Below are 26,952 nucleotides of genomic sequence, written 5' to 3'. Positions count from 1 at the left end.
GATTCGGGCAGTTCGCTCTGATAACCAGCGCGCCTGAAATGGAACTTGGTGAACCCCGCCAGACACCGCCTGATCGAACTTAAACCTCGCGGCCGCAAGGCATACGGGTTCGAATCCCGTCCCGGGCACTCCAGCGCCTGACCTGCGGAAACGCTGAACCAGGAACGTATGTCGCACTCGCCTCGGGAGGCATGGTGAAACTCCTCCTCACGTCCGGAGGCGTGACGAACGAAAGCATCCGCGATGCGCTGGTCGAGCTGCTGGGCAAGCCGATCTCCGAGTCTCGTGCGCTCTGCATCCCCACGGCGCAATGGGGCCACCCGATGCTCGGGCCCGCCTCGGTGCGAAACTTCGTCGCCGGCGAGCCTCCGTGGCACACGATGACCAGCCTCGGTTGGGCGTCCTTGGGTGTCCTGGAGCTCACCGCGCTGCCCAGCATCGGCGAGGAGCGGTGGATACCGTGGGTCCGAGAGGCCGACGTGCTGCTGGTGGACGGCGGCGATGCGACGTACCTGTACCACTGGATGCGGGAGTCGGGGCTGTCGGAGCTCATCTCGTCGCTCCCCGAGACGGTCTGGGTAGGACTCAGCGCCGGCAGCATGGTGATGACACCGCGAATCGGCAACGACTTCGTCAACTGGCCGTCTGCACCGGACGACCGCACACTCGGCGTCGTCGACTTCTCGATCTACCCACACCTGGACCACGAACTCATGCCGGGCAACACCCTGGCCGACGCGGAAAGATGGGCCGCCGACATCGCAGGCCCCGCCTACGCCATCGACGACCAAACCGCCCTCAAGGTCACCAACGGCACCGTCGAAGTCATCTCCGAAGGCCACTGGAAGGCCTTCCCGGCCTAGCCGCCGATTGCACACTGGCCTGCAACCGCGGAGGTATGAACACCTGCGTACCAATCTGTCGATGAGCGGAGCCGCGGCTCATTTAGAGTTCGACTGTGACCCCGCAGCCGCCCACGCCTGAACGGTTTCAGGATCCACGGAACTCCCTCTGGGACTACATGGGTGAAATCTTGGTTCGGTGCCGAAGTGCGGTCAGCAGGCTCGCATCGCCCCGGTGCCGACAAAGGCCCCGAACCTGCGCCCAGCCTTTGCTTCGCGGCGACTTTGTTGCTCCAACTGCGGCCACTCTGCAGAGCGAGGTGTTGCGCACTTGACTCCCGGCCGCACGGTCGAGCTTGATCGAGCGGCTCCCGGCTTGGATGAAGCAAGCGAAGCATCGGGACGACATCCTGAGGGCCATCGCACGCCTCAGAAGCACAACCAGTTGAGACGCACTCATCTGCCGCTTCGGTTGGTCCAGTTGGTTCCTCCGGGTCGGTACTGCGAATCGCAGAGGGAGGTGACGCCGGGTTGCCAGGTGCACAGGTAGATGTGGTTGCCGTCGGGGTCGGACAGGATCCAGGCCGAGGGGGCGCCCTGGTCGCTGACGAGTGTGCCGCCGGCGGCCAGGGCCGCGTCGATCCGTGGCCGTACCTGTCCTGGGTCGACCCAGACGTGCGGATGCCAGGCTCGCTGAGTGGATCGAGCGTCCGTGGTCTGAAACCAGATCATGGGCAGTCCGGTCCGGGGGTTACCGACATCTCCCCAGTCCGCGGTGCCGATGACGTGCTCGGAGTCCAGTACAGCTGCCCAGAACGGCGCGATCTTGTCGTACGCGGGCGTGTCCAGGCCGAGTTCGATGCGGGTGAGGCTGCCGCATTCGAGTTCGGCACCAGCGGCAGCGACGATGTCGGCGACCTGACGGGCCAAGGTCACGTCGGTTTCGGTCACGCCGCCGCCATCACGGCTGGCCAGCCGGACGTCGACCTGAAAGGGCCGCAGGACGAGCTCCGCGTCATGACCGAGGGCCTCGGCAGCCTGCCCGATCGACTCCACGAGCCGCAGCCCTTGGGAGAAGCTTTCGGTGTGGATTCGCGTTTCCAGGCCGCCCTGTCCGAAGGACAGCAGCAGGGTCCAGCCATCGAGGTCCGCGGCCGCGATCTGCTGTCCGGTCAGCACGTGTGTGGTCATGGGTGGTCTCCCTCTCCCCGCAGTCCTGTCCGGGCCGGATCGCTCGGGCAGTGATGAGACCGTACGCAACAGAACTGGCCACCCGTGTGTCCTGTTTCTCTGCTAATTTTCGATCATGCGCGCCGAGCGTCTGGTGGCCATCGCGCTGCTGTTGCAAGCGCACCGAAGAATGACCGCGCCCGAGCTGGCGCGGCGCCTGGACGTCTCCGAGCGAACGATCCGCCGTGACCTGGACGCGTTGCTGCTTTCCGGCCTGCCGCTGTATTCCGAACGTGGCCGCGGTGGTGGGTGGGCGTTGCTCGACGGTCCGGCGATCAATCTGTCGGCGCTGACCCCGCAGGAGGCGCAAGCGCTGTTCCTGGTGACCGGGCCGGAGCTGCTGGCCGGCCTCGGTATGGAACAGGGGGTGATCTCGGCAGTCCGCAAGCTGCTCGAGGCCCTCCCGGCGACCACTCGCGAGCAGGCCGACCGGACTCGGCAGGCCATTCACATCGACCCCACCCGGTGGGGCCGAACCGCACAACCCGCGCCGGTCACGCTGGTGCCGTTGCGGGACGCCGTGATCGCCGGAGTCCAGGTGGACCTCACCTACGCCCCACCCGGAGCCGATGCGGCGGTGCACCGCGTCCATCCGTACGGACTGGTTTCCAAGAGCACGATCTGGTACCTCGTTGCCGGTACCGACGCGGGCCTGCGAACCTTCCGCGTCTCCTGGACCACCAACGCCAACGCGACCACCGAAGCCGTCGAGCGGCCCGACGACTTCGACCTCATCCGGGCCTGGGAGGACGTCAATCGCCGCCACGTGCCCTGCGCGAGCTATCGGGTCGAGGTGGAGTTTCAGGTTCGCACCGAGGATCTCGGCCGGGTCACCTTGGCGCTGTCGGAACACACCCAACTCCGGCCGATCGACAGCAAGACTGGAACAGCACGCCGGTTCAGTGCGACCTTCGACTCGGTCCATGAAGCGGCCTGTGAGTTGATCTACCTCGGTGAAGGCGTGCAAGTACTCGAACCACCGTCCGTACGCGCCGAACTGGTACGAATCGGGCACCGCCTGATCGCAGCACACGCCCCGAAGTGGTGATGGACCTGAGGCCGGCAGCTAGTGGGGTGAGGCGGAGGGTTGTCCGGTCGTCTCGGTTTCTGGGAGTTGGCGGAGGGGTGCGGAGGGGGCTTAGTAGGGCGAGGGTGGTGCCGGTCAGCATGATCAGGCTGCTGATGACCAGGGTGGGGCGGAAGCCGGGGAGGGCGCCGAGGGTGCCGCCGAGGAGGGCGCCGATCGGTTGCATGCCGAAGACCAGGAATCGCCAGGTGGCCTGGGTTCGGGCGAGGAGTTCGGGTGGGATCAGGATCTGGCGGATGGTCTGCTGGTTGATCCCGTACAGGGTTGGGCCCCAGCCGCGGAGGAGTTGCGCGACGATCACCACTGCGAGAGCCACGGCGGTCGGTCCTGCCGCGGTCGCCATCACCAGGCCGGCCAGGCTCGACAGTGTCATGCCGACGATGAAGGTGGGCCCGTTACCGAGCCGGCCGGTGATCTGTACCCCGACGGTGGCGCCGACGATCCCGGCGATTCCGGACACCGCGATCACCAGGCCGACCAGTTGGGCCGACAAGCTGAGGTCGCGGACCAGGAACAGCACCACGACCACCGCCTGCATCTGACCGGCTAACGCGCCGGCGGTGGCGGCGATGGTGGTTGCCCGGAGTGCGGGGTGCTCGAGCGCTGCTCGGAAGCCGCCCCGGATGCCCTTGAAGATCGACTCTTTGGCGGGGTCTGCGGCGGTCGATCTACCCGTGACGGTGATCCGCGCCTTCGTGATCGCCGACAGGAGCAGTGAGGCGGCGTCGACAGCGATCGCAATCGGGGCTGTCAGGAGCTGGACCAGGACGCCGCCCAGGGCACTGCCGCTGGTGGAGACGAGGGAGTTGCTGAGGGCAAACACGCTGTTGGCTGCCAGCATCTCGCTGCGGGGGACCAGTACGGGTGCGAACGACTGGGCCGCGATCGCGGAGAACAAGCTGCAGGTCCCGGTGATCACGACGACGCAGTACAGGTGCCACATCCGCAACAGTCCCGTCGCGGCCAGAATCGGTACTGCCGCCAACGCGGTGGCCGCCAACAGGTCAGCGCCGACAACGACTCGGCGGTACGACAGCCGGTCCACCCACACCCCGGCGGGCAGCCCCAGTACGAGGTGCGGCAGGAACGAGACCGCGCCCAGCAATCCCATCTGTACAGGGGACGCGGCGAGCACCAGCACTGCGGTCAACGGCAAGGCAACGGTGGTCACGCTCGATCCCAGCAGGGAGATCGAGTTGCCGCAGAACAAGCGCCGGAAGTTCCGGTGTTCGACGAGGACACCCCATTGGGGCTTTCACCGATCCCAGTAAACCTACGCGGAACGCTCTCGGTGCAGAAGTACGGCGAGTGTTGGTCCGCTCAGGTCCTCATCAGCTGATCAGTAGAAGGATTACCGCCGAGACGACCAATATCAGGACCAGTGTCAACCCGACAACCAATGGACTGTTCCCGGATCCGCCCGTGGCTCCCAGATCTCCACTGCGGTACTTGGGCGGAGGAGACTGCGCGGGCCCACGCCGCCGTCTGCCGGCCAGATGGTCCTCCAACTCTCGGACGCAGCTCGGGCACGTCAGCCAGTCCGAGCGGTCTGCCATCACCTGCTCGACCCACTCGCGACCAGGATCGATCTCGGTCAGCCCCAGCTGCCGAGCCACGCCGTAGATCACCTCAAGGCCCGACGGCCGAAACCCGGTCAGCGCCGCCTGCTGCACCATCTCGGCCGGGTATCGAGTCCCGGACTCGGTCGTCCCGTTGCAGAAGTCACACGTCGCCATCACGGCAGTCTGGTGCGCCGATCACCTCGTCATCGAGCCCTGGCAGCTACCGGTCATTCTGGGCTGCTGGTGACGGATCAGCGGTTGTCGCCGCTGCCGCCCAGTACTGCGCGTTGTTGGCGGCCGGCGAGCTTTTCGATGTTCTTCTCGCCGACCTCGTTCAGGGGGATGTCGAAGTAGTCGGCCAGGACAGCTACGTACCACAGGACGTCGCCGAGTTCCTTCTTCAGGTCCTCGATGTCGATCTTGGTGAAGTCGCTGTCCTGGTCGCGGATCACCTTCTTCACCTTCTCGGCGATCTCGCCGGATTCGCCGACCAGGCCGAGCACCAGGTGCAGGAATTCGTTCTGCTTGTCGCGGGGTGCGGCGGTGCGGAGGGCAGCTTGTTGGTAAGCGGTGAGATCCACCGGCTCATCGTAGGTGCGGGCATTTGGACAGGAGGTACCCGGCGTCATGGGCTGGAGCAGCGGCCGAGTTCGGAGGACCGGCTAGCGGCGAGGTGAGTACGTCCTGTCGGAATGCACGGTCACCGAAGGTCAGGGTGTCGGTTGGCCGCGGCTGGCGTCGTGGAGTAGCTCGAGGCAGACCTCCGCGGTGGTCTTCCCGAGCATCTGGGCGTGCCACTCGATCACCTTCAGCGCCTGTGGAGCGCTGATCTTGTGGATTTCCATCAGCACGCCTTGCGCTTGCCAGACAATCTCTGGACCGTCCACTGCTGCAGCGGATCGCTGGTCCTGGTTGAAAATGGCCATGAGGGCCGCCTGACCCAAGGAACCCAAGCAAAATGCCCGGCACCGAGTAGGTTGTCGAGAACCGAAGACGACACCGACTTGGTTGCGGGCATCGAGGAGCCACCGGTGCTTCTACCGTGCGCCTCGAGAGCCGGCCGTCAACCTTCTCCGAGTTCCGTCCTCCGACCATCGTCGCCCCAGCCCTCGCCCGCCAGCTCCCCCATGAGCTGACCGAGGCCGGGTGGGAAGACGGTCTCCGTTGTCTCGATCAGCTCCTCGGCGCGCCACCAGCGAAAGCCGAAGATGCTGTGTCTCTCGGCCTCGGACAGCTGCGTCGGTCGGGGGTCGAAGCGCTCGATTCTGTGCAGCAGCCACTCTTCGTGGACGTCGAACTTCCGTCCGTCGTACTCGTAGGTGTGGTCCCGGTGCCAGATCGGAAGGCCAGGGGGAAGCTCGGTCAGGCCGGTTTCCTCGTACGCCTCGCGCGCTGCCGCCTCCTGCAGGGTTTCGCCGGGCTCGATGCCGCCGCCGACCGGGTACCAGCATTCGGCTTGGGTCTGCGGGTCCTTCGCGTGGATGAGGAGAACGCGGTCGTTCTCGTCCAGCAGCAGGAGTTTCACCGCATGTCTCGCCATCGGGCGATCGTAGGAGATTACGAGCCGGTGGTGCCGTCGAGGAGTTCGCGCATTGCGTCCAGGTGGCCTAGGTGGCGGGCTGTTTCTTCGAGCAGGTGGCCCACGATCCAGCGTAGGGACACCACCTCCAGGCCCGGTGGGGCCCAGGCTTCTGGTTCGTCCAGGGCGTGGTTCGCCACGATCTCGCGGGAGCGGGCGCATTGGTCGTCGTACGCGTCGAGCAGGTCGGCGAGGGTGACGCCTGGTGCGCGCCATTGGGCGAGCTCGTCCTCCGGCGACGTCGGGCTCCTGTCGGGCGCGCCGAGGAAACTCACCTCGAACCACCCGTGTTCGACCCAACGCAGGTGCGAGACCAGGCCGGCGACCGTCATCGCGGGGGACGAGGGGAGTACCGCCTTCCGCGCATCCTCGTCGCTCAGTCCGTCGCACTTCAGGCGGACCGTGGCTCGCTGGTAGTCGAGCCAGCCGGTCAGCATCGCGCGTTCGTCGGCATCGCCAGCCGGTCGTCGTCGGGGCGTCATGTCGCGATGATGCACCACGAGGGACCCATCGCCGGGCAGCGAGCGGAGCCTGGCGCCTCTGATGGCTCCAAGTGGTTTGGGTCACACCGGTCACACTCGCTCGTCGGGGTCCGTCGGTGTTGTGAAGACCTGAGATGAGGAGACTGCGATGGGTTCGACGATTCTGGTGACGGGCGGGACCGGGACGCTGGGGCAGCTGGTGGTGCCGCGGTTGGCGGCGCAGGATGCCGACCTGCGGGTACTCAGCCGGAGCCGGCGGGACGGCGAGGCGGGCGTCGAGTACGTGGTGGGTGATCTGGACACCGGCGACGGGGTCGAAAACGCCGTCAAGGGTGCCGACGTGGTCGTGCACCTGGCCGGGGCCGCGAAGGGGGACGGGGAGAAGGCTCGGCAGTTGATGCGGGCGATCGGGCGGGGCGGGGTACGGCATCTCGTCTACATCTCCGTCGTCGGTGCGGATCGGACGCCGGTGGTGAGCGGGATGGACCGGAACGCGTTCGGGTACATCGCGGCGAAGCGCGAGGCCGAGGAACTGGTCGAGGGATCCGGGGTGCCGTGGACGACGCTGCGGGCGACGCAGTTCCACGAGCTGCTGTTCAAGCTGGCCGAGGGGATGGCGAAGCTGCCGGTGGTCCCGGTGCCGTCCGGATTCCACGTGCAGCCGGTCGACGGGGCCGCCGTGGCCGATCGGCTGGTCGAGCTGACCCTGGGCGAACCAGCCGGGCTGGTCGCTGACATCGCGGGACCGAAGGTGTACGGCTTCGGCGACCCGATCCGCTCGTACCTGAAGGCGACCGGCCGCAAGCGGCTGTTCCTGCCGATGCGCATGCCGGGCAAGGCGGCCGCGGCTTTCCGCGCCGGCGCGAACCTCTCCCCGGACCACGGCACCGGCCGCACCTGGGAAGAGTTCCTGACCGACCGCCTGAGCTGATCAGCCGGCCAAGGCGATCGAGGGCAGCAGCTTGTCGGCGACACCTGATGCACCATGTGCCTGTTGAAATGCTGCAACAGGTGCTGCATGATGTGATGCATGGAGACCACGGATCAGCCGAGCGTTCGTAAGTCGTTACCGCTTTCCCAGCGAGACCTTCGTGACCTGGCGGTTCTCCGTGGATCGGCCGAACACAGGACTGCCTTGTCGCGATTGGCTCAAGTTTCCGTGAGTGAAGGGACCAGCGAAGCCGCGTTCCTTCACGCCGTGCTGGAGGTTGGGATCAAAGCCGTGGAGCGCCAGGTCGAGTCCGAGGGGTATGCACGGATCGCGACCGAGATGGACGCTACGGCGCGGCAGGGCGTCGCCCGGCGCCGGCGTCCCAGCTGGGCTGACGAGTGAGCTGGCCGCTGCTACGCAGCCAAGTGGTGCGAGCCTCGATCGGTTCGGACGAGCCGAAACTCTTTGTCGTGGTGTCCAACAACCGGCGGAACGAGCATCTCCCTCAGGTGCTGACAGTGCGCCTCACGACTTCGGCCAAACCGGCGATTCCGAGCATCGTAGAGCTAGGTCATCCGGAGATCTTCGTCGGGCGCGCTGTCTGTGACGACATCGTGGAGATCTACCAGGACGAGGTCATCGGAGTCGTCGGTGCTTTGTCGATCCAGGCGATGAGCGGGATCAACAAAGGACTCGCTGCCGCACTTGGGATGTCGGACTGACTTCATCCGACATCCTCGACCCGGCCTGATCGGACCGGGTCGAGGAGGGCTCGGTCTTCGTCGGGGAGCCAGTGGGTCGAGGGGTTGTAGGGCTGGTATCGGGCGGTGATGTGGTTCCGTTCGCTGACCACCGGGGCGCGGCCCTCGGCGATCTGCTCGACGAAATGCTCCCAGCCGAAGTTCGGTCCGCCCGTATCGATCGTGTACCCGGCCGCGGCCGCCAGCTCCCGGTGGTACGCGGCCCACTCGCTGCCTGGTTCGTTGCCCGGCATCCGGCCTCAGGTGGTGAGGCCGGCCAGGTCGGTGATGGTGGCGCGGGTGATCTCGGAGAGGTCGGGGTCCTCGGGCGCCGTCACCCAGCGGTCGAAGGCGACCCGGAAGACGGCGACCCCGGTCTCGGCGGCGAGGGCGGCGATTCCTACCGCGACCCCGCGGTCCCGGAGCGCGTCGGTGAGGGCGGTCGCGAGGGCGGCCATCTTGATGAACTCGCGTTCGCGCAGCTCGGGGTTCGCCGCGATCACGGCCTGCCGGCGCCGGGCGTAGTCGCGGCGGCCGCTGAACAGGTCGGTCCCGGCGAGCAGGCCGGTCGCGATCGCGTCCATCGGCCCCGCGGCCGGCGGCGCGGCGGCGAGGGCGGCGACCATCCGGTGCTGGAGCTCCTCGGACCCGGCGAACAGGACCTCGCGCTTGTCGGCGAAGTGCCGGAAGAAGGTGCGCGCGGTGACGCCGGCGCGATCGGCGATCTGCGCGACCGTCGTGCCGTCGTACCCCTGCTCGGTGTACAGCGCCATCGCGGCCTCACGCAGCCGTCCGGCCGCATCCGGTTCCCAGCGCCCCATGAGCGACGATGATAGCCATGTCATCGAGTGACATCACTGGTGTAGAGTCGATGATGTCACTGACTGACATCAGGAAGGATCCAGCTCGTGCGTGTTTTCGTCACCGGTGCTTCCGGCCACCTCGGCTCCGCCGTCGTCCCCGACCTCCTCGCCAACGGCCACGCGGTCATCGGCCTCGCCCGCTCCGACGCGGCTGCCGCGCGCCTCACCGCTGCCGGCGCCGAGGTCCTGCGCGGCGACCTGGCCGACCTCGATCGCCTGCGCGCCGGGGCCGAGGCGTCCGACGGTGTGGTCCACCTCGCGTTCCGGCATGACGCCATGCAGTCCGGCGACCTGGCCGGCGCCGCCGAATCCGACCTGGCCGCGCTCCGGGCGATCGGCGACGCGCTCGCCGGGACGGACAAGCCGCTGGTCGGTACGTCGGGAACCGGGTTGCTCGGCCAGGCCGGCCTCGACCGGACCGGGACCGAGGCCGACACGCTGCCCGGCGGGTACCGGATCGACGCGGAGAACTACGTCATCGACCTGGCCGGCAAGGGCATCCGCTCCTCGGTCGTCCGGCTGCCGATCGTCCACAGCGACCTCGACCTGACCGGGTTCCCCCGATCGCTCGTCGGCTTCGCCCGGGAGCACGGCGTCGCGGCGTACATCGATGCGGGCACGAACCGCTGGCCAGCGGTCCACACCCTCGACGCCGCCGCCCTGTACCGGCTCGCCCTCGAGTCCGCCCCGCCGGCCACCCGCCTGCACGCCGTCGCCGAGGAGGGTGTCGAGTTCCGCCGGATCGCCGAGGCCATCGCCCACGGCACCGGCGTCCCCACCCGCTCGGTCACCGCCCAGGAAGCGCCCCGGTACCTCGGCTTCCTGGCCCACTTCGTCGCCCTCGACCACCCCGCCTCGTCCACCAGGACCCAAGCCCTCCTGAACTGGACCCCCACCCACCCCACCTTCCTCGAAGACCTCGCCACTCCCCACTACTTCACCGTCACCAGCTGAGCCGAACGCCCACCTCCTCGGTCGTGAGAAGGGCGCCAGAGTTTCGGGGGCGGCATTGAATCGGGGTCTTCGGCGCGGGTGAATGGTGGGGTGGGTGGATATCGCGGTGCTGTGGTCGGGGCGGCTTTGGTGGCGCCTTTGCTGGTTTGTGCGGTGCTGGTTCCTTTCCGCGACTCGTTCGACAATGCGAATGCCGCGCTGCTGCTCGTCGTGGTGATCGTGGCGGTGGCCGCGTTCGGGATCCGGGTCGCCGGGGTGGTGGCCGCGCTGTCGAGTGCGGTGTGGTTCGACTTCTTCCTCGCCGTGCCGTTCAACAAGCTGACCATCGCGAACCGGGACGACATCGAGACCACGTTGCTGCTGGTCGGGATCGGGGTGGCGGTGACCGAGATCGCGATCTGGGGCCGTCGGCAACAGGCGCGGGCCAGCCGGCAGAAGGGGTACCTGGACGGGGTGCTGACCACCTCGGCGGCGGTGGCGAAGGGGGCTTCCACGGACGACCTGGTGGCTGACGTGTCCGCGGAGCTGACCGCTGTCCTGCGGATCGACGGGTGCCGGTTCGTTCCGGGGGACCGGTCCGCGCGGGGTCCGCAGCTGAACCACGACGGCACCGTGACCCGCGGGTCGCACCAGTTGAAGGTCGAGCGGGACGGGCTCCCCACGAACGCGGAGATCGAGCTGCCCGTCCAGCACGGCGGCCTGACCGTGGGCCGGTTCCTGCTCACCGCGGCGACCCGGATCGCCCGCCCCGACCTCGAACAACGCCTGGTCGCCGTGGCCCTGGCCGACCAGGTCGGCGCCGCCCTGGCCGCGCCCACCGCCCGCTGACCCCGCCTGATTCGGTTGGGTTCTGCAACTGTTCACGCTCCGGGAATTCCGTTGGGTAACGGTTGGTTCTTCCTCAGGAGTTGTTAAGGGTGGGAACGTAGTATCCCTTTACGACCCACAGTGGGTCCTCAGGAGGATGACATGCAGAGCAGTAACCCGGTCCTGAACCGGTCGAGTGCGTTCGCGCCTGGACAAGGCCAGGCCTACCCGGGGGCCGCTCCGTACGGTCAGCCGGGTCCGTACGGCCAGCCGGGGCAGCAGCCCGGGCAGTACGGGTACGGCGGGCCGGGCACGCCGCCGCAGCAGTACCAGGGGGCGCCGGCCGGCAGCCGCCCGATGACGCTGGACGACGTCATCGTGAAGACCAGCATGACGCTGGGTGTCGTGGTCGCCGCCGCCGCGGTCGCGTGGTGGAAGACGCCGGACAATCTGGTCACCCCGGTGTTCCTCGCGGGTGCGCTGCTCGCCTTCGCGATCGCGATGGTGCTCTCGTTCTCCCGCAAGGTGAGCCCGGCCCTGGTGATGGTGTACGCCGCCGCCGAGGGCGTGTTCCTCGGGATCGGCAGCAAGTTCATCGCGAACTGGGTCGGTGACCCGGGCATCATCGTCCAGGCGATCCTGGCCACGTTGGTGACCGCCGGTCTGACCCTGGCCACCTACAAGTACTTCGCGATCAAGGTGACGCCGCGCTTCACCAAGATGGTCATCATCGCGACCATGGGCTTCGCCGGCGTGATCCTGATCAACTTCGTCGCCAGCCTGTTCGGCTTCAACTCCGGGATCGGCGGCTTCGGCCCGATGGGCCTGCTGTTCGCCGCGCTCGGCGCCGGCCTGGCGGTGTTCAACCTGATCCTGGACTTCGACCTGATCGAGCAGGGCGTCAAGCACGGTGCCCCGCAGAGCGAGGCCTGGCGGGCCGCGTTCGGCCTGACCGTCACCCTGGTCTGGCTGTACTGGAACCTGCTGCGGATCCTCGCGATCCTGCGCGGCGGCGACTGACCGACGGCCGGACCGGCTCACCCCGGTTCGGCCACATCCGAGAACGACGAAGGGCCGATCCCTCTCAGGTGGGGGAACGGCCCTTCGCCTGTTCCTGAACCACCGAGATCGACCCCCGGAAAAGCCGAGCGGGCCCGCCCTTCCACCTGAAGAAAGGGCAGGCCCGCTGGGAAACAGCTCCTGTTCGGCTCAGACCATGCGCCGGTGCGCTTTGACCAAGTCGTACTCGTGCACGATGGCTGTGGCGTGCCCGTGAGCGAGGGCGTACTCGCTGGAAAGCCATCGCACCCTGTCGTCAAAGCGTGAGAACGACGGACCGTCGTTCATCAACTTGAACCACTCTGTCATCTCTCGTCCGGTGCACGTGGGCACCTTCTCGACCAGACGTTTGTGCGTCTCCTCGGAGTGGTTCAAGCCCATCTTCGCCTCCCGTCGTCGGGGTGATGCGTAGTATTCGACTGTGCCTCAGGACGCTCGCCCAGGCAAGAGTTTCGCGATGAAAGTCCTCGCTCGAAGTACGCACACCACGGTCAAGAAGCGACGGCGGGCCGATCAGGAGACGGTCTCCGCCAGCGACTGACCGGAGTCCTCGGCGGTCGTGGCCGGCTCGCTCTCGTCGACCTTGTCCACCTCGGCTTTCGGGTGCCGGCGGCGATGCCGCAGCTGCGCCCACGGACCCCACGGCCCGCGGTCCTTGCCGGCCACCTTGGCCGCGGCGACCTCGGTCCCGGCGGTCCGGACGGCCTGCACAGCGGCCTCCGCGATCGGCAGCACGGCCTCGCCGCGGAACGGCTCCGGGTGCACGATCGAGTCCGGCCCGACGCCGGCCGCCGCCGCCACCGTGGGCAGCAACGCGGCCGCGGCCGCGGCGTACCCGGTGGAGGAGGGGTGGAAGTTGTCCGGGCCCCACATCACCGGGTTGGTCCGGAAGGCCTTGCCGAGCATCGATCCCATCGACACCGTCCGGCCGCCGGCCTCGACCACCGCGATCGTCTGCGCGGCCGCCAGCCGGTGACTCCAGGACCGGGCCACCTGCCGCAGCGGCGCCTTGATCGGCCGGACCACGCCGAGGTCCGGGCAGGTGCCGACGACGACCTCGCACTGGGCCGACCGGAGCTTGCGCACGCCGCGGTCGAGCAGCCGGACCGAGGTGGACGGCGGCATCTGGTCCTTGACGTCGTTGGCGCCGATCAGGATCACCGCGACGTGCGGCCCGGCCAGCAGGGCGGTGTCGATCTGCGGGGCCAGGTCGGTCGACTTCGCCCCCACCCTGGACACGTCGATCAGCCGGACCGGCCGCTTCGCCAGCTCCGCGAGGCCGCAGGCGAGCAGGACGCCCGGGGTCTCCTCGGGGGTGGCGGTGCCGTATCCGGCCGCGCTGGAGTCACCGATCATCGCGAGCGTGATCGGCTGACCTGGATACCGGCCGTACAGACCGTTGCCCGGAACCGGGTGAGCCTTCATCGGACCGATCACCCGGCGGGCGTACTGCGCTTCCGCGGTCAGCACGCCGTACAGGGTGGCACCGATCAGTCCTAGTCCCCCGCCCCCAAAGGCCGCGGCCTGGGCCAGCCGCTTAGCGGCCCGGGCTCTGCTCATGGATCAAGGATTACACGCTGTCACGACGAAGCAAGTGATATTGCCAAGGACACACGGCACAGTTCGGATCCGATCAGGGCGATCCGCAGGGTGTCCCATACAGTGAGATTCGTGCACTACGCGAACTCACTCCTGGACCTGGTCGGCAACACCCCGCTGGTGCGGCTGACGAAGACGACCGACGGCGCCCGGCCGCTCGTACTCGCGAAGGTCGAGTACTTCAATCCCGGCGGCTCGGTGAAGGACCGGATCGCGGTCCGGATGGTCGAGGCGGCCGAGGCCGCCGGCGAGCTCAAGCCCGGCGGCACGATCGTCGAGCCGACCTCCGGCAACACCGGGGTCGGGCTGGCGATGGTGGCCCAGCAGAAGGGCTACAAGTGCGTCTTCGTCTGCCCGGACAAGGTCAGCGAGGACAAGCGCAACGTCCTCAAGGCCTACGGCGCCGAGGTGGTCGTCTGCCCGACCGCGGTCGCCCCGGAGCACCCGGACTCGTACTACAACGTCTCCGACCGGCTGGTCCGCGAGATCGAGGGCGCCTGGAAGCCGAACCAGTACGCCAACCAGAACAACCCGCGCTCGCACTACGAGACCACCGGTCCGGAGCTGTGGGAGCAGACGGAGGGGAAGATCACCCACTTCGTCGCGGGCGTCGGCACCGGCGGCACGATCAGCGGCACCGGCCGGTACCTCAAGGAGGTCTCGAACGGCCGGGTCCAGATCGTCGGCGCGGATCCGGAGGGCTCGGTGTACTCCGGCGGCACCGGCCGCCCGTACCTGGTCGAGGGCGTCGGCGAGGACTTCTGGCCGGACACCTACGACCGGACCATCTGCGACCGGATCATCGAGGTCTCGGACGCGGACTCGTTCGCCACCACCCGGCGGCTGGCCCGCGAGGAGGCGATGCTGGTCGGCGGTTCGGCCGGGATGGCGGCGGCCGCGGCGATCCGGCTCGCCCAGGAACTGGACGACCCGGACGCGGTGATCGTGGTGCTGCTGCCGGACGGCGGCCGCGGGTACCTGACCAAGGTCTTCAACGACGACTGGCTGGCGCAGTACGGCTTCCTCGCGCACGCCCGGCAGGGCACGACGCTGGGCGAGGTGCTGGCCCGCAAGGACGGCAGCATGCCGCCGCTGGTGCACACCCACCCGCACGAGACGATCGCCGAGGCGATCGAGATCCTGCGGGAGTACAACGTCTCGCAGATGCCGGTGGTCCGGGCCGAGCCGCCGGTGATGGCGGCCGAGGTGGCCGGGGCCGTGTCGGAGCGGACGCTGATGGACGCGCTGTACTCCGGCCAGGCCCGGCTGAACGACATCGTCGAGCTGCACATGGACCCCGCGCTGCCGTCCCTCGGCGCCGGTGAACCGGTGTCGAGGGCGGTCGCGTTGCTCGAGGACCGGGACGCCCTGATGGTGCTGGACGACGGCAAGCCGGTGGGTGTCCTCACCCGGCAGGACCTGCTCGGTCACCTCGCCGTCGACTGACTCCTGCCCGGAGCCTTACGTCGTGGACCGGTGCGTCACCGGTCCACGACCGTGGGCACGATGGCGAGCAGGGCGGTCAGCACGATGCCGATGACGATGCCCGCTGCGCCGATGATCTGAAGGATTTCCATACCTCCAGCGTGCGTCCGGGCGGCGCCGTTTCCATCGGCCCACGGACCGGTTCCGCGGTCCGCCCGGAGTCGCAGTCCGTTGCCCCGGACTCCTACTTCCGTTGCCTTCAGCAAGAAAGCACGACGACGCCCGGCCGGCCCCTGGTGGGGCGGTCCGGACGTCGCGGGAGGGCGTCGGGGTCAGCGGTCGACCACGGACGGCACGATGGCGATCAGGGCGGTGACCACGACACCGCCGACGATGACGACTGCGCTGATGATCTGGAAGAGGTCCATGTCCTCCAGGATCCGCGAAAGCCGCGGCGCGCACATCGGTCTTCGGTCTCGTCCTGCTCTCATCCCATGGTCGTACGGCGGACCCCGGCGGTCCGACCCGCGGCGTCCGGGACAACCCTGAGTCAGCGGACCAGGACGAAGTCGGCCGGGTCGAGCCGGCGGGTCCGGCGCCAGTACGTCACGGTGAACTCGGGCCAGATCGTCGAGTTCCGGCCCTGGTCGTCGAGGTACCAGCTGCTGCAACCGGACTGCCAGACGGTGTTGTCGAGCTGCCCCTGGACCTCGTCGACGAACCGCTCCTGTGCCTCCTCGCGGACCTCCACGTACGCCGCGCCGCGGAGCATCCGCAACGCCTGCAGGACGTAGCGGACCTGGGCCTCGATCATGAACACCATCGACGAGTGGCCGAGCGCCGTGTTCGGGCCGACCAGCAGGAAGAGGTTCGGGTACCCCGCGACCGCGATCCCGAGGTGGGCACCGATCCCGTGCTGCTTCCAGTGGTCGGCCAGGTCGACGCCGTCCTTGCCGATCAGCCGCAGCCGGGTCAGGTTGCCGGACACCTCGAACCCGGTACCGAGCACGAGCGTGTCGCACGGCCGCTCCTGGCCGTCGGTGGTGACCACCCCGGTCGGCGTCACCCGGCTGATCGGCGTCGTCACCAGGTCGACATGGTCCTGCGCGAGCGCGGGGTAGTAGTCGTTCGAAAGGAGGATCCGCTTGCAGCCGATCTGGTAGTCGGGGGTCAGCTTCGCCCGCAGCGCCGGATCCGGGACCTGTTTGCGCAGGTGCCGACGGGCCTGGAGCTCGAGGCCCTTCATCAGCTTCGGGGTGCCCGCGAAGCCGACGCCGCGTGCCTCCAGCCCCCAGTAGATGGCGTCGCGGATCAGCCGTTGCCCGGCCGGGAACCGCTCGTGCAGACCGCGTTCGCGTGGACCGATCGCGCGGTCCGGCTTACCGGTGATCCACGGCGCCGTGCGTTGGTACAGGTCCAGGTGCCCGACCTGCTCGGCGATCCGCGGCACGAACTGGATCGCGCTCGCCCCGGTCCCGATCACGGCGACCCGGCGGCCGGTGAGGTCGTGGCCGTGGTTCCACTGGGCGGAATGGAACGCGGTCCCCGCGAACGTGTCGAGGCCGGGGAGATCGGGGAGCTTGGGCTGGTGCAGGTTGCCCACCCCGGCGATCAGGGCCCGTGCCTCGAGGGTCTCGGTGCCGTTGATCGTCACCGTCCAGCGGCCCGCCGACTCGTCGAACACGGCCTCGGTCACCTCCGCGCCGTACCGGATCCGGTCGGCGACCCCGTACTTGGTGGCGCAGTGCCGCAGGTACGCGAGGATCTCGTCCCAGGGCGCGAACATCCTGGTCCAGTGCGGGTTCTGCTCGAAGGAGAACGAGTACAGGTAGGACGGGACGTCGCAGGCGCAGCCGGGATAGGTGTTGTCCCGCCAGGTCCCACCCAGCTCGTCCGCCTGTTCCAGCAGGACGAAGTCCTCGACGCCGGCCGCGCGCAACTTGATCGCCATGCACAACCCGGCGAACCCCGATCCGACGATGGCGACCTCGGTCTGTCCCATGACGGAAGGTTACTTGCGGGTCACAGCCGGGAAAAGACTGTTTGAGGGATGGGACGACCAGGACGGATGACCCTTCCGATGTGAACGATTTCACGATAAAGGGGAATCCGTTTCCGGGTAGGTTAAGCGAACAACTATTCTGTTTCCGGCATCGCCGATTCTCCCGTTCACGTACGCGCCCGCGAGGAGGGGACTTGATCGCTGCATCGTCGCCCGCTGCCCTGGGCAGGAGCGTCGGGTGAGCGGTCTGGATGCCGCCGAGCGGCGGCTCGCCGACCACGTCGCGCGTCAGGCCGACGAACACCCGCCCATCGAGCTCGGCACGGTGGACTACACGATGGCCCGTCCGGGCCTGGTCGCGGACCGGTTCGGTCCGGTGCTGACCTACATGTCCCGGGTCGAGCTCGAGGTCGAGCGGAACGTGCTCGAACTGAACGCCGTGCTGCCCGATCCGCCGGAGATCGACCGGCACTTCTACGCCGACGTCTGGCTGCCGCAGGAGACCCAGCACGGCGTCATCCTGGACAAGCTGCAGACCCTGATCGGGCTGCCGGCGGCAGAGCCGGACCTGACCACGGTGTCGTTCAAGCTCCGGCTGCTCGGTGCGCTCGGGCGGATCGGCGCGGTCCAGGACGTTAGCCGGATGCTCTACTACCTGACCGGGATGGCGACCGAACGCTCCGCCGTGCTGGCCTACAGCGACCTGCACGGCGGCCTGCTGCGGCTGGGCGAACGCGCCATCGCGAAGACGGTGATCGCCCCGATCCGCCGGCAGGAGCCGGGCCACTTCGCGTACTACCAGATCGCGGCGCGCGGGCTGTGGGGTCAGCTGGGGTCCTGGCAGAAGTGGCTGGTCCGCACCCTGCGCCGGAAGACCTTCGCCCCCGTTGGCGTCGGCAACGACCACCAGCGGATCCACTTCGGTACGGTGATGCGCAAGCTAGGCGTCGCCACCGGTGACGACTCCGCGGTCGCCCGGTACGCCGAGCAGGTCGCCCGGATCGAGTACGAGCTGCTCTGGGCGCACCGCAACGGCCTGCGGGTCCCGACGTACGTCGCCGACGCGTTCCACCGGGCCCTCGAAGCGGCCGTGGAACAGCCGAAACTCGAGAGCGCGGAGAACGCGTCCTAGTCCACCGGGGAGTGGTCGCGCAGCCGGTGCAGGATCTCGCCCGCGTTCGGCAGCACCAGCGTGTCCGGGTCGTTCTCGTACGCGGCCAGGTCGATCGTGGCCGGGTCCAGGTAGCCGAGGTTCGCGCGCCGGACGACGTCCTCGGGGATCGCGGTCGCCAGGGTCACGTCGACGCGCAGGTGCTCGCCGGTGACCGGGTCCCAGCTGCCGGCGCCGCGGAGGTGGGTCGAGTGCGCGAGCACGCCCCAGTGCAGGTCGCGGAACTTCTCCCACTGGCCGAGGAAGTAGTCGCGGCAGTGGTAGCCGATCTCCTCGATCTCCGGGTGCATCGCGGCGATCTGGCTGATGTGCGGCGCGTACAGGATCACCTCGCCACCGTCGGCGACCACGGGCTCCACCTTGTAGAAGCCCTTGGCCGCGGTCCAGATGTCCTGGTAGCGCTCCGGCATCAGCGAGACGACCCGGCGGACCGGGTGGTCGAGGTACCGGACGTGGGTCTGCGCGGAGACCTCGGCCGCGGCCCGCCAGGACGACACGGTGTCGCCGAAGGCCACGGCGTGCAGGTTGTGGGTGCCGGACTCGACGACCACCGAGAGGGCGAGCTTCTCGGCCGGGATCAGCGCGGCCGCCTCGTCGATCAGCGCGCGGACCGGGGTGATGCCGGGGGTGCCGATGATGCTCGCGCTGGTGATCAGGGCGCCGAGCCAGTGCGACAGGTCGATCACCTCGGCGCCGGCCACGCCCGGGAAGAAGTACTTGTTGCCGCCGGAGAAGCCGACCACCTCATGCGGGAAGACCGGGCCGAGGACGAGCGCGACGTCGTGCTCGACGACGGCCCGGTTGAGCTTCACCTCGACGTCCTCGTGCAACCGGCCGCCGGAGATCTCGCCGATCCGCCGGGCGTCGATGGTGCCGAGGTTCGCGAACGTGTCCGGCTTCCACCACTCGTGGTTCAGCACGTCGTACTGGTCGCTGCCGAGGTGGTCGGTCAGCTCGGCCCGGCTCATCTCGGCATGGGTGCCCAGGGCAACCAAGACGGTGAGCTTGCGGACCCGGCCGGCCAGCGCGGTGTGGACCGCCTCGACCAGCAGCGGCAACGGGCAGCTGCGGGTGGCGTCCGGGACGATCAGGCAGACGCTCTTCCCGTCCAGCCCGGCCGAGGCGAGCGTGTCCTGGACGAAGCCGGTGACCTCCTCGTCGGTGAGGGTCCGGCCCGGTCCACCCAGTACGGAGACAGCGTTCATGCGCCCCACCCTAGCTGTGCAAACGGTTGCCGGGTGCTCGGCCCAGGTGCTGGACCACGCGACGGTGCGTCGCGGACCGGGAACGCCTTGTGTGCCAGGGATCGGGGGCGTTGACCGGGGGAGATGGTCGGCGGAGCATCGGCCATGTGCACGGGGATCAGGGGTCAGGCAAGAGGGGGCGTTCCCGAGATGGCAGAGACGATGGCACAACCGGTCGGGTTCGGCGGCCGGGTACTGCGGGCCGGTGAGCCGGACTACGACGAGGCGCGGACGATCTTCAACGCGATGATCGACAAACGGCCGGGCCTGATCGCCCAGTGCGAGTCGGCCGCCGACGTGGCCGCGGCGATCCGGTACGGCGTGAACCAGGGGCTGGAGATCGCGGTCCGGGGAGGTGGTCACGGGGTGGCCGGGACCGGGCTGAGCAACGGCGGGCTGGTCGTCGACCTGCGCCGCCTCAACGGGGTCCAGGTGGATCCGGAGGCGGGTCTGGCCCGGGTCGAGGGCGGCGCGCTCTGGGCCGATCTGGACCGGGCGTGTCAGCCGTACGGGCTGGCCACCACCGGCGGCCGGGTGTCCACCACCGGGATCGCCGGGCTCACCCTGGGTGGCGGATCCGGCTGGCTCGAACGGAAGTGGGGACTGGCCTGCGACAACCTCGTCGCGGTCGAGCTGGTCACCGCCGACGGGCGGACCGTGACCGCCTCCGAGGACGAGAACCCCGAGCTGTTCTGGGCGCTGCACGGTGGTGGTGGCAACTTCGGGGTCGCCACCTCGCTGACCTTCCGGGTCCGCCCGCTACCGGCGGTCACACTGATGTTGCTGCTGTGGCCGGCCGAATCGGGTCCCGAGATCGTCCGTGCATACCGCGACCTGATCACCAGCGGCGCGCCCGACGACCTCGGCGGTGGCGCGATCTACCTCACCGGGCCGCCGGAGGAGTTCGTACCCGAGCACCTGCACGGCCGGCTCCTGGTCGCGGCCGGGGCGATCTACGCGGGCCACGAGGCCGAGGCGCGCGAGGTGTTCCGGCCGATGCTCGAGCTCGCTCCGGAGGGCGCGATGATCGCCGAGCTGCCGTACGCCGGCCTGCAGTCCGCGCTCGACGATCCACCGGGCTTCCGCAACTACTGGTCGGCCGAGCACCTGTCGGCGTTCCCGGACGAGGCGGTCCAGGCCTTCTGTGACCGGTCCGCCGACATGCCGGCCCCGTCGCCGTCGCAGCAGATCGCCGTACCGTGGGGCGGCGCCGTGGCTCGGGACGCGGACCGGTGGCCGTTGCCGCACCGCAGTGCCGACTGGGTGATCCACCCGTTCGGGCTGTGGGCGGATCCGGCCGAGGACGGCCAGGGGATCGGCTGGGCCCGCGCACTGTGCGAGGACGTCCGGCCGTGGGCGACCGGCGCGGTGTACCTGAACTTCATCGGCGACGAGGGCCGGGACCGGGTGGTGGCCGGGTTCGGCAAGGACAACTACGAGCGGCTCGCGGTGATCAAGGCGGAGTACGACCCGGGCAACGTGTTCCGGTTGAACCAGAACATCCGACCCGCCGGGAATGGCTCGAAGTAATCCGTATTAGCTACACTGCCGGGATGGCGAGAGCTCCCCGGCAGGCGGACATCGCGGCGGTCGCCGGGGTGTCGCAGACGACCGTGTCCCTGGTGCTGTCCGGGAACACCGAAGGTACCCGGCTGTCGGAGCCGACCCGGCAGCGGGTGCTGGCCGCGGCCGAGCAGCTCGGCTACGTCCCCGATCCGGTCGCGACCCGGCTCGCCTCGGCCCGCAACCACCTGCTCGGGGTGTACACGTTCGCCTCGGCGTTCCCGATCGAGCTGGACGACTTCTACTACCCGATCCTGGCCGGGATCGAGGCGGAGGCGACCGCGCTCGGCCAGGACCTGGTGCTGTTCACCGGGACCGGCGGGCTGGACGCGCGCACCGACGCGAAGACCGCGATCCGCCGGACCAGGGTCGCCGACGGCTGTGTGTTCTTCGGCCGGCATGTGCCGGAGGAGCCGATCGACTGGCTGCTGCACGGCGACTTCCCGCTGGTGTACGTCGGCCGGCGGGACGAGCTCGGCGGCCGGATCCCGTTCGTCGGCGTGGACTACGTGGCCGCGTCGGCCGCGGTGGTGGAGCGGCTGCTCGAGCTGGGACACCGCGAGATCCGGTACCTGCGCTCCGTGGAGGACGCGCTGTCCTCGACGGACCGGGAGAAGGGCGTGCTTGCCGCGATCCGTCGAGCGCGCCTGCCGGTACGCCGTGTTGTCGTGCGCGCGCAGTCCGCCGACGTGGATGCCGCACTGCTGACGAAATGGCGGGACGAGGGCGTGACCGCGGTCGTCGTGGAGGAGACCGATCTCGGCGTCTTGTCGAGAGCCGCCCTGGCCGCTGCGGAGGAGGCGGGTCTCCGGCTCCCCGAGGACCTGTCGCTCGCCGTGCTGGGTCAGCCGAAGGGCCGGCCGGACGTGAGCGGGTTCGAGGTACCGCGTCGCGAGCTCGGCCGGCGGGCGGTGCGTCTGCTGGTCGACCAGATCACCGGGGCTCGGCGGACCGATCAGCAGTTGCTGGACTGTCCGCAGGTACCGGGAGCGACGATCGGCGCGGTCTGAACCACTGGACCGCCACCACCGCGGCGTACGTGGCCGCGCCGGGGATCGCGACGTCGAGGTCGCGCAGCGGGAAGTTGACGACCGCGATGGTTGTCACGACGAGGACGACCAGGACCGCCGCGGTCGTCCCGCGCCGGTACGAGTCGGTGGCCGTGCTCGGCAGCGGACCGTACGCGCGGTCGGCCGCGGTGGTGACGGCTGTGAGCACGACCAGGGCGCCGACGACGAGCGTGACCAGGCCCGGCGGACCGGTGAGCATGATCCCGATCACCTGGCCGATGACCAGACCGGAGCTCGCCACGTAGCCCAGGAACGCGGCGACGGCGAGATGGGTGAGCAGCCGGCGGCGGAGGTTGATCGCGTCGGCGGCCCGGATCACGCCGCCGGTCGCCGTGAGTCCGCGGACCGCCAGGACGAGCCCGGCGACCAGCGCGAGCGCGAGCACGACCGCGAGAACGGTGAGCGTCACCGATTCGGCCTGGGAGATGAACTCGTACTTCTCGCCACTGCCGAAGTCGCAGACGGCCCGGGGCGGGAACCAGCTGGTCCGGATGTCGATCCCGGCGCTGCTGCCGTAGACGCCGTCGCTCGACGCGGTCAGCGCGCAGTCCTCGCTCGGGTCGAACCAGCTCGGCATCGACGCGCTCACCACGAACGACCACACCGTCGCACCGAGCAGCCCGACGCCCAGTAACCAGTTCCGCACCCGCACGACCGCCCACCCTCTCATGCCGGTGCAGACGCGCGAACTCGGCGGAAGGTTCGGACCAGTTGGTTGCCTTCGGCCCGTAATTGGTGGGAATCGGCTCGACAAGGACGGCCCGATCCGGTGGGATGGCGGCCGTGAGAATGCACGCGGACGAGGTGGACATCGACGCGGAACTGGTCCAGCGCCTGGTGGCGGGTCAGTTCCGCGAGTGGGCCGGGCTGACGGTGACCGAGATCCCGTCCAGCGGGACCGTGAACGCGATGTACCGGCTCGGTGACTCGCTGACCGTCCGGCTGCCGCGGGTCCCGGGTGGAGTGGACGACATCGGCAAGGAGGCCACCTGGCTGCCGCGGTTGGCGCCGCTGCTGCCGGTCGAGATCCCGGTCCCGGTCGCGCTGGGGGAGCCGGCCGACGAGTACCCGTGGCGATGGTCGGTGAACCGCTGGATCGACGGCGACCTCCCGGTGGCCGGGACGACCTCGACGACCCTCGGGACCGAGCTGGGCGAGTTGGTCCGGGAGTTCCGCAAGATCACGCTGCCGGACGCGCCTGCGGCGTACCGGGGTGGGCCGTTGAGCGAGCAGGACGCAGGGACGCGGTCGGCGCTGCGGCAGTTGGTGGGCTGGATCGACGTCGAGGCGGCGATGGCCGGCTGGGATGCTGGGCTCGCGGCCGCGCCGGCGACGGGGTCGGTCTGGCTCCACGCCGACCTGATGCCGTCGAACCTGCTCGTCCAGGGGGACCGGCTGCTTGCCGTGCTCGACTTCGCGACGGCGGGGACCGGTGATCCCGCCTGCGACCTGATCCCGGCGTGGAACCTGCTGACCGGGCCCGCCCGGACAGCGTTCCGCGCGGCCGTCGACGTCGACGAGGACACCTGGATCCGCGGCCGGGCGAGGGCGCTGTCGATGGCGCTGATCCAGCTGCCGTACTACCGCGAGACGAACCCGGGCATCGCCGCGAACGCGCAGTACGTGATCGACCAGGTGGTCGCCGACGTCACCGGCGCCCCGGCCTGAGACCCGGGTTCCGGCGGTCGATCCGGGTCCCGAGCCAGAGCCCGAACAGCGCGATCGACCCACCGAGCAGGCCGTCGACGATGTAGTGGTTCGCGGTCAGCACGATCGCCGCGAACATCGCCGGCGGCATGATCCAGCCGAACGCGCGAGCCAGCGGATGCGTCGCCACCGTCGCCCAGGCGATCCCCATCAGCAGGTTCCAGCCGAAATGCAGACTCGGCACCGCGGCGTACTGGTTCGTCATCCCGGGCGCCTGCAGGACCCGGTACGACGAGGACTGCTCGGTCACGGTGTCGACGAACCCAAGGCCGGGCAGGAAGCGCGGCGGTGCGACCGGGAAGAGCGCGAAGATCACCAGGCCGATCGCCCCCGAGATGAGCATCGCGTTGCGGAACCGCCGGTACTCGGTCCGGTGCCGGGTGAGCAACCAGGCCAGCGTGATCACGACGACGGGCCAGTGGCCGTAGATGTACATCCAGTTCGCGAACACCACGAGGGACGGGTGGTCGGTCACATACTGCTGCAGGTGGGGTTCCACGAAGAAGCCGGTCCGCTGCTCGAAGCGGACCACGGACTCCGCGTTCTCGTAGGCCGTCGCGACGCGCTCTTCGATCAGACCGCGGACCAGGAAGTACAGCAGGACCGCGGTCGCGATCAGGGCGGCTTCGAAGAGAATCCTGCGTGCGGGGTCACGGTGTGTAGCACTCACGTTGCCCCTCCCGCAACGCTTCGACCTGCGCGTTTGGGTGCTGCTGCCTAGACTTTCCCGCGAGTCGACCCCCCAGGGTCGGCCGGCTCGACCAGAACCCCTCATTACCAGAAAACCACAAGCCCCCATGAATCTCTCCCCCGTGCCGTCTGGGGCGGCATCAGAAAATCTCTCCTCCTCGGAAGAGACACCGACCGTCACCGCCACCGTTGCACCGGTGAGCGGAATCCGCCGCGCCGCGACCACCGCTCTCCGCTGGGGCCAGGCGCTCTTCCACAACCGGCTGTTCCGGGTCGCCGCGCTGGTCGTGGCCGTGCTGGTCTCGGCGTGGAACGTCGATCGCGTTCCGCACCTGACCCTGTTGCCCGCCGTGGTCGGCCTCCTCCCGTTCGTGATCGGCAAGTACGTCGCGTGTCCGCTGCGCTGGCACGCGTTGTCGGCGAGCGGACAGACCCGGCGCTGGCATCTGCGCGCGTACGCGGAGAGCGAGATCCTGGGGTTGATCACGCCGTGGCACGCGGGTGCGGACCTCTGGCGGGTGCACCGCCTCGAGACCACCGGAGTACGCCGGGCGCCCGCGGTCGCCGAGGTCGCGCTGGACCGGTTCGTCGGCGCGGTCGGCATGATCGTCGCCGTGGTCGTGTCCGGCGTCGCGCTGCCGCCGATCGTGATGGGTGTCGCCCTGGTCGGTGCCGCGGTGGTGCTCGCCGTCGCGGTGCTGGTGAACCGGCGCAAACCCGGCTTCAAGGACCGCTGGCCGTGGCCGTCGTGGAAGGTGTTCGCCGGTGGGGTCGCGTTGTCGGTGGTCTACCAGCTGACCATCGTCTGCCTGCTCGTCGGCGCGATCCACGCGGTCGGTGACTCGGTGTCGGCGCTGCAGCTGCTGGGTGTCTTCGGCGCGAGCCAGGTGGCCGGCGCGCTCCCGGGCGTCCACGGTGCGACCCCGCGGGAGGGTGCGCTCGTCGCGGGGCTCGCGGCGATCGGCGTGCCGTGGACGGCGGCGCTGGGCGCTGTGGCGTTGACGGCGCTGCTGACGTGGGTCCCGGCGTTGCTGCTCGGCGGCGGTGGACTGCTGCTGCGCTGGCGAACGTCGAGACGACCAGCCACGGCCTGATGTCCGAGCGCCTCGTCACCGTCGCCCACCGCGCCGGCAACGATCTGGCCGGACTCCGGGAAGCCCTCGACGCGGGCGTGGACCTCGTCGAGGCGGACGTGCACGGGTACCGCGGCCGCCTGGAGATCCGCCACCACAAGACGCTCGGCCCGTGGTTCCTGTGGGAGCAAGGCGAGCTGGTACGCCGTACCCCGGTGCCGTCCCTCGCGGATCTGCTCGCGGCGGTCGGCGGGGATCCCCGGCTGATGCTGGACCTCAAGGGCATCCACCCGTACTTGGCGGGTCGCGTGGCCGCGGCGGTCCGCGGTACGCCGATCACCGTGTGCACGCAGCACTGGTGGATGCTGCCGAAGTTGGCGGACCAGCCTGAGGCGAAGTTGGTGTACTCAGCGGGTAGCCGCCGTGGGTTGAGCCGCCTCCGCCGCAGACTCAAAGTGAGCCCGGTTCACGGTGTCTGCGTCCACCTCCGCCTACTCACCCCGGCCCTCGTCACCGAACTCCGCCGAAGAGCCGACCTCGTCCTCACCTGGCCCGTCGACGACGCCACGGCCCTGGACGAAGCCCACCGCCTGGGCGTCACCGGCATCATCAGCAAAAACCTCCCCCTCCTCACCAACCTCCCCTAACCGAACGACTTCCTCAGGGTGGGGAAGGCGGTGGGTGGCGATTGGGTGAGGCGGGTTCGGATTTTGGTGGCGCAGGTTGTGGGGTCGTGCTTCTCGGAGTCGACTTCGAGGTCGTAGACGCCGTGGCGGTGGACCAGGGGGTACTGGAGGGCGGCGAGGCCGGTGGTGCGGTCGCCGCGGTCGGCTTCTCGGCGTTCCAGCTCTGGCAGGGAGCAGTGGATGCCGATGTAGTACAGGTCGAGTCCGGCGAAGACTTCGAGGCAGTCGGTCAGGCGCCAGTCCTCGCTGAGGATGTGGTCGACCACGACGTCGTTCCCCGCCGCTGCCATCCCGGCGACCATGCGGTGGAAGCCGAGGAGGGTGCGCTGGAAGATCGGCAGGAACTCGTTCTCGGTCCACGGGTGGCGGGAGCGGATGCGGTGGCAGTGGTCGACGGCGAGGTGGTACCACGGGCCGTCGAGGGTGGTGAGGAGTTCGGCCGCGATGCTCGACTTGCCGGAGCTGGACGTGCCGTTCAGCAGGATCACCCGGCCGGGTTCCGGGTTCGTTGCCTCGGGCGTCAGTTCGTGGGCGATCGGCATGCCCCATTGTCGCCGGAACAGGGTTGACGCGCGGCCGGGGAACG

30 protein-coding genes and 1 pseudogene are annotated in these 26,952 nt (G+C 69.1%); 15 read left to right on the top strand and 16 right to left on the bottom strand.

All coding sequences use genetic code 11. From position 1 onward, the window contains the following. The first annotated feature begins 194 nt into the window (after positions 1-194). Positions 195-863 (top strand): Type 1 glutamine amidotransferase-like domain-containing protein, encoded by a 669-nt coding sequence (locus FB561_RS36515; RefSeq protein WP_145814691.1) that lies wholly within the window; start codon positions 195-197, stop codon positions 861-863. 435 nt (positions 864-1,298) lie between these two features. Here FB561_RS36515 and FB561_RS36510 read toward each other — a convergent pair whose 3' ends face one another. Then, complete coding sequence (locus tag FB561_RS36510; RefSeq protein ID WP_202881019.1) at positions 1,299-2,021, bottom strand: VOC family protein; 723 nt, start codon at positions 2,019-2,021, stop codon at positions 1,299-1,301. A gap of 127 nt (positions 2,022-2,148) precedes the next feature. Here FB561_RS36510 and FB561_RS36505 point away from each other — a divergent pair, with 127 nt between their 5' ends. Continuing rightward, on the top strand, positions 2,149-3,120 hold the full coding sequence (locus FB561_RS36505; RefSeq protein WP_145814650.1) for a helix-turn-helix transcriptional regulator: 972 nt from the start codon (positions 2,149-2,151) through the stop codon (positions 3,118-3,120). Between the two features lie 10 nt (positions 3,121-3,130). On the opposite strand, the pseudogene FB561_RS38895 reads toward FB561_RS36505, so the two are convergent. The 6 genes and pseudogenes from FB561_RS38895 to FB561_RS36475 form a co-directional block, all read right to left on the bottom strand. Beyond that, positions 3,131-4,375: pseudogene (locus FB561_RS38895) on the bottom strand (MFS transporter); the annotation flags it as partial. 115 nt (positions 4,376-4,490) lie between these two features. Continuing rightward, on the bottom strand, positions 4,491-4,835 hold the full coding sequence (locus FB561_RS36495) for a hypothetical protein (protein ID WP_145814648.1): 345 nt from the start codon (positions 4,833-4,835) through the stop codon (positions 4,491-4,493). Positions 4,836-4,972: 137 nt separating this feature from the next. Continuing rightward, positions 4,973-5,302, bottom strand: coding sequence for a nucleoside triphosphate pyrophosphohydrolase family protein (locus FB561_RS36490; protein WP_145814647.1), 330 nt, complete (start codon positions 5,300-5,302; stop codon positions 4,973-4,975). 129 nt (positions 5,303-5,431) lie between these two features. After that, positions 5,432-5,647 carry an ANTAR domain-containing protein gene (locus FB561_RS36485; RefSeq protein WP_145814646.1) on the bottom strand — a complete coding sequence of 72 codons (216 nt, stop codon included), beginning with the start codon at positions 5,645-5,647 and terminating at the stop codon, positions 5,432-5,434. A 137-nt stretch (positions 5,648-5,784) separates the two neighbouring features. Beyond that, positions 5,785-6,246 carry an NUDIX domain-containing protein gene (locus FB561_RS36480; protein ID WP_170284955.1) on the bottom strand — a complete coding sequence of 154 codons (462 nt, stop codon included), beginning with the start codon at positions 6,244-6,246 and terminating at the stop codon, positions 5,785-5,787. Between the two features lie 32 nt (positions 6,247-6,278). Beyond that, on the bottom strand, positions 6,279-6,782 hold the full coding sequence (locus tag FB561_RS36475; RefSeq protein WP_145814644.1) for a DinB family protein: 504 nt from the start codon (positions 6,780-6,782) through the stop codon (positions 6,279-6,281). Positions 6,783-6,930: 148 nt separating this feature from the next. Here FB561_RS36475 and FB561_RS36470 point away from each other — a divergent pair, with 148 nt between their 5' ends. From FB561_RS36470 to FB561_RS36465, 3 genes are all read left to right on the top strand, one after another. After that, positions 6,931-7,713, top strand: a complete 783-nt coding sequence (locus tag FB561_RS36470) for an SDR family oxidoreductase (RefSeq protein ID WP_145814643.1) — start codon at positions 6,931-6,933, stop codon at positions 7,711-7,713. A gap of 267 nt (positions 7,714-7,980) precedes the next feature. After that, positions 7,981-8,115: a hypothetical protein gene (locus FB561_RS39075; RefSeq protein WP_272952596.1), complete on the top strand. Its 135-nt coding sequence runs from the start codon at positions 7,981-7,983 to the stop codon at positions 8,113-8,115. Further along, the gene (locus tag FB561_RS36465; protein WP_145814642.1) at positions 8,112-8,435 is read left to right on the top strand and encodes a type II toxin-antitoxin system PemK/MazF family toxin; all 324 of its coding nucleotides are present in this window, start codon (positions 8,112-8,114) and stop codon (positions 8,433-8,435) included. Before FB561_RS39075 ends, FB561_RS36465 begins: the two co-directional genes overlap by 4 nt. 2 nt (positions 8,436-8,437) lie before the next feature. Here FB561_RS36465 and FB561_RS36460 read toward each other — a convergent pair whose 3' ends face one another. Together FB561_RS36460 and FB561_RS36455 are read right to left on the bottom strand one after the other, a co-directional pair. Continuing rightward, positions 8,438-8,707: a hypothetical protein gene (locus tag FB561_RS36460; RefSeq protein WP_145814641.1), complete on the bottom strand. Its 270-nt coding sequence runs from the start codon at positions 8,705-8,707 to the stop codon at positions 8,438-8,440. A 6-nt stretch (positions 8,708-8,713) separates the two neighbouring features. After that, complete coding sequence (locus tag FB561_RS36455) at positions 8,714-9,274, bottom strand: TetR/AcrR family transcriptional regulator (RefSeq protein WP_145814640.1); 561 nt, start codon at positions 9,272-9,274, stop codon at positions 8,714-8,716. An 87-nt stretch (positions 9,275-9,361) separates the two neighbouring features. On the opposite strand from FB561_RS36455, the gene FB561_RS36450 reads away from it, so the two are divergent. The 3 genes from FB561_RS36450 to FB561_RS36440 all read left to right on the top strand — a co-directional run bounded on the left by FB561_RS36450 (position 9,362) and on the right by FB561_RS36440 (position 12,097). After that, a complete protein-coding gene (locus FB561_RS36450) occupies positions 9,362-10,270 on the top strand; it encodes an SDR family oxidoreductase (protein WP_145814639.1) in 909 nt (302 codons plus the stop codon). A 78-nt stretch (positions 10,271-10,348) separates the two neighbouring features. Continuing rightward, positions 10,349-11,098: a DUF4118 domain-containing protein gene (locus tag FB561_RS36445; protein ID WP_337692340.1), complete on the top strand. Its 750-nt coding sequence runs from the start codon at positions 10,349-10,351 to the stop codon at positions 11,096-11,098. A gap of 141 nt (positions 11,099-11,239) precedes the next feature. Continuing rightward, positions 11,240-12,097, top strand: a complete 858-nt coding sequence (locus FB561_RS36440) for a Bax inhibitor-1/YccA family protein (RefSeq protein WP_145814637.1) — start codon at positions 11,240-11,242, stop codon at positions 12,095-12,097. A gap of 189 nt (positions 12,098-12,286) precedes the next feature. Here the strand turns inward: FB561_RS36440 and FB561_RS36435 are convergent, their stop codons facing one another. Together FB561_RS36435 and FB561_RS36430 are read right to left on the bottom strand one after the other, a co-directional pair. Continuing rightward, a complete protein-coding gene (locus FB561_RS36435) occupies positions 12,287-12,517 on the bottom strand; it encodes a DUF4287 domain-containing protein (RefSeq protein ID WP_145814636.1) in 231 nt (76 codons plus the stop codon). A gap of 132 nt (positions 12,518-12,649) precedes the next feature. Continuing rightward, entirely contained in the window at positions 12,650-13,696 is a 1,047-nt protein-coding gene (locus FB561_RS36430; RefSeq protein ID WP_145814635.1) for an SGNH/GDSL hydrolase family protein, read from the bottom strand. Positions 13,697-13,807: 111 nt separating this feature from the next. Here FB561_RS36430 and FB561_RS36425 point away from each other — a divergent pair, with 111 nt between their 5' ends. Continuing rightward, entirely contained in the window at positions 13,808-15,181 is a 1,374-nt protein-coding gene (locus FB561_RS36425) for a cystathionine beta-synthase (protein WP_145814634.1), read from the top strand. A gap of 529 nt (positions 15,182-15,710) precedes the next feature. Here the strand turns inward: FB561_RS36425 and FB561_RS36420 are convergent. After that, a complete protein-coding gene (locus FB561_RS36420) occupies positions 15,711-17,162 on the bottom strand; it encodes a flavin-containing monooxygenase (protein ID WP_145814633.1) in 1,452 nt (483 codons plus the stop codon). A 238-nt stretch (positions 17,163-17,400) separates the two neighbouring features. Between FB561_RS36420 and FB561_RS36415 the strand changes: the two genes are divergently transcribed. Beyond that, complete coding sequence (locus tag FB561_RS36415) at positions 17,401-18,294, top strand: GTP-binding protein LepA (RefSeq protein ID WP_238335329.1); 894 nt, start codon at positions 17,401-17,403, stop codon at positions 18,292-18,294. Here FB561_RS36415 and FB561_RS36410 read toward each other — a convergent pair. Beyond that, positions 18,291-19,538 (bottom strand): lactate racemase domain-containing protein, encoded by a 1,248-nt coding sequence (locus tag FB561_RS36410; protein ID WP_145814632.1) that lies wholly within the window; start codon positions 19,536-19,538, stop codon positions 18,291-18,293. The two genes, FB561_RS36415 and FB561_RS36410, sit on opposite strands and share 4 nt — an antisense overlap. 189 nt (positions 19,539-19,727) lie before the next feature. Here FB561_RS36410 and FB561_RS36405 point away from each other — a divergent pair, with 189 nt between their 5' ends. Together FB561_RS36405 and FB561_RS36400 are read left to right on the top strand one after the other, a co-directional pair. Continuing rightward, positions 19,728-21,107 carry an FAD-binding oxidoreductase gene (locus FB561_RS36405; RefSeq protein WP_145814631.1) on the top strand — a complete coding sequence of 460 codons (1,380 nt, stop codon included), beginning with the start codon at positions 19,728-19,730 and terminating at the stop codon, positions 21,105-21,107. Between the two features lie 23 nt (positions 21,108-21,130). Continuing rightward, the gene (locus tag FB561_RS36400; RefSeq protein ID WP_145814630.1) at positions 21,131-22,150 is read left to right on the top strand and encodes a LacI family DNA-binding transcriptional regulator; all 1,020 of its coding nucleotides are present in this window, start codon (positions 21,131-21,133) and stop codon (positions 22,148-22,150) included. Here the strand turns inward: FB561_RS36400 and FB561_RS36395 are convergent. Further along, positions 22,074-22,862 carry a hypothetical protein gene (locus tag FB561_RS36395; protein ID WP_145814629.1) on the bottom strand — a complete coding sequence of 263 codons (789 nt, stop codon included), beginning with the start codon at positions 22,860-22,862 and terminating at the stop codon, positions 22,074-22,076. The genes FB561_RS36400 and FB561_RS36395 overlap by 77 nt on opposite strands. A 137-nt stretch (positions 22,863-22,999) precedes the next feature. Between FB561_RS36395 and FB561_RS36390 the strand changes: the two genes are divergently transcribed. Beyond that, positions 23,000-23,878, top strand: coding sequence for an aminoglycoside phosphotransferase family protein (locus tag FB561_RS36390; RefSeq protein WP_238335334.1), 879 nt, complete (start codon positions 23,000-23,002; stop codon positions 23,876-23,878). Here FB561_RS36390 and FB561_RS36385 read toward each other — a convergent pair. Further along, positions 23,859-24,587 carry a phosphatase PAP2 family protein gene (locus tag FB561_RS36385; protein ID WP_170284954.1) on the bottom strand — a complete coding sequence of 243 codons (729 nt, stop codon included), beginning with the start codon at positions 24,585-24,587 and terminating at the stop codon, positions 23,859-23,861. The genes FB561_RS36390 and FB561_RS36385 overlap by 20 nt on opposite strands. Before the next feature lie 217 nt (positions 24,588-24,804). On the opposite strand from FB561_RS36385, the gene FB561_RS36380 reads away from it, so the two are divergent. Then, positions 24,805-25,701 carry a lysylphosphatidylglycerol synthase domain-containing protein gene (locus FB561_RS36380; RefSeq protein WP_170284953.1) on the top strand — a complete coding sequence of 299 codons (897 nt, stop codon included), beginning with the start codon at positions 24,805-24,807 and terminating at the stop codon, positions 25,699-25,701. After that, positions 25,701-26,327: a glycerophosphodiester phosphodiesterase gene (locus FB561_RS36375; protein ID WP_145814625.1), complete on the top strand. Its 627-nt coding sequence runs from the start codon at positions 25,701-25,703 to the stop codon at positions 26,325-26,327. Before FB561_RS36380 ends, FB561_RS36375 begins: the two co-directional genes overlap by 1 nt. On the opposite strand, the gene FB561_RS36370 is transcribed toward FB561_RS36375, so the two are convergent. Then, on the bottom strand, positions 26,324-26,908 hold the full coding sequence (locus FB561_RS36370) for a chloramphenicol phosphotransferase CPT family protein (RefSeq protein ID WP_145814624.1): 585 nt from the start codon (positions 26,906-26,908) through the stop codon (positions 26,324-26,326). The genes FB561_RS36375 and FB561_RS36370 overlap by 4 nt on opposite strands. Positions 26,909-26,952: the final 44 nt, after the last annotated feature.

This window comes from Kribbella amoyensis, assembly GCF_007828865.1.
Lineage (GTDB): Bacteria > Actinomycetota > Actinomycetes > Propionibacteriales > Kribbellaceae > Kribbella > Kribbella amoyensis.
The sequence above is the reverse complement of the archived record's forward strand: the minus strand, read 5'-3'. Positions and strand labels throughout refer to the sequence as shown.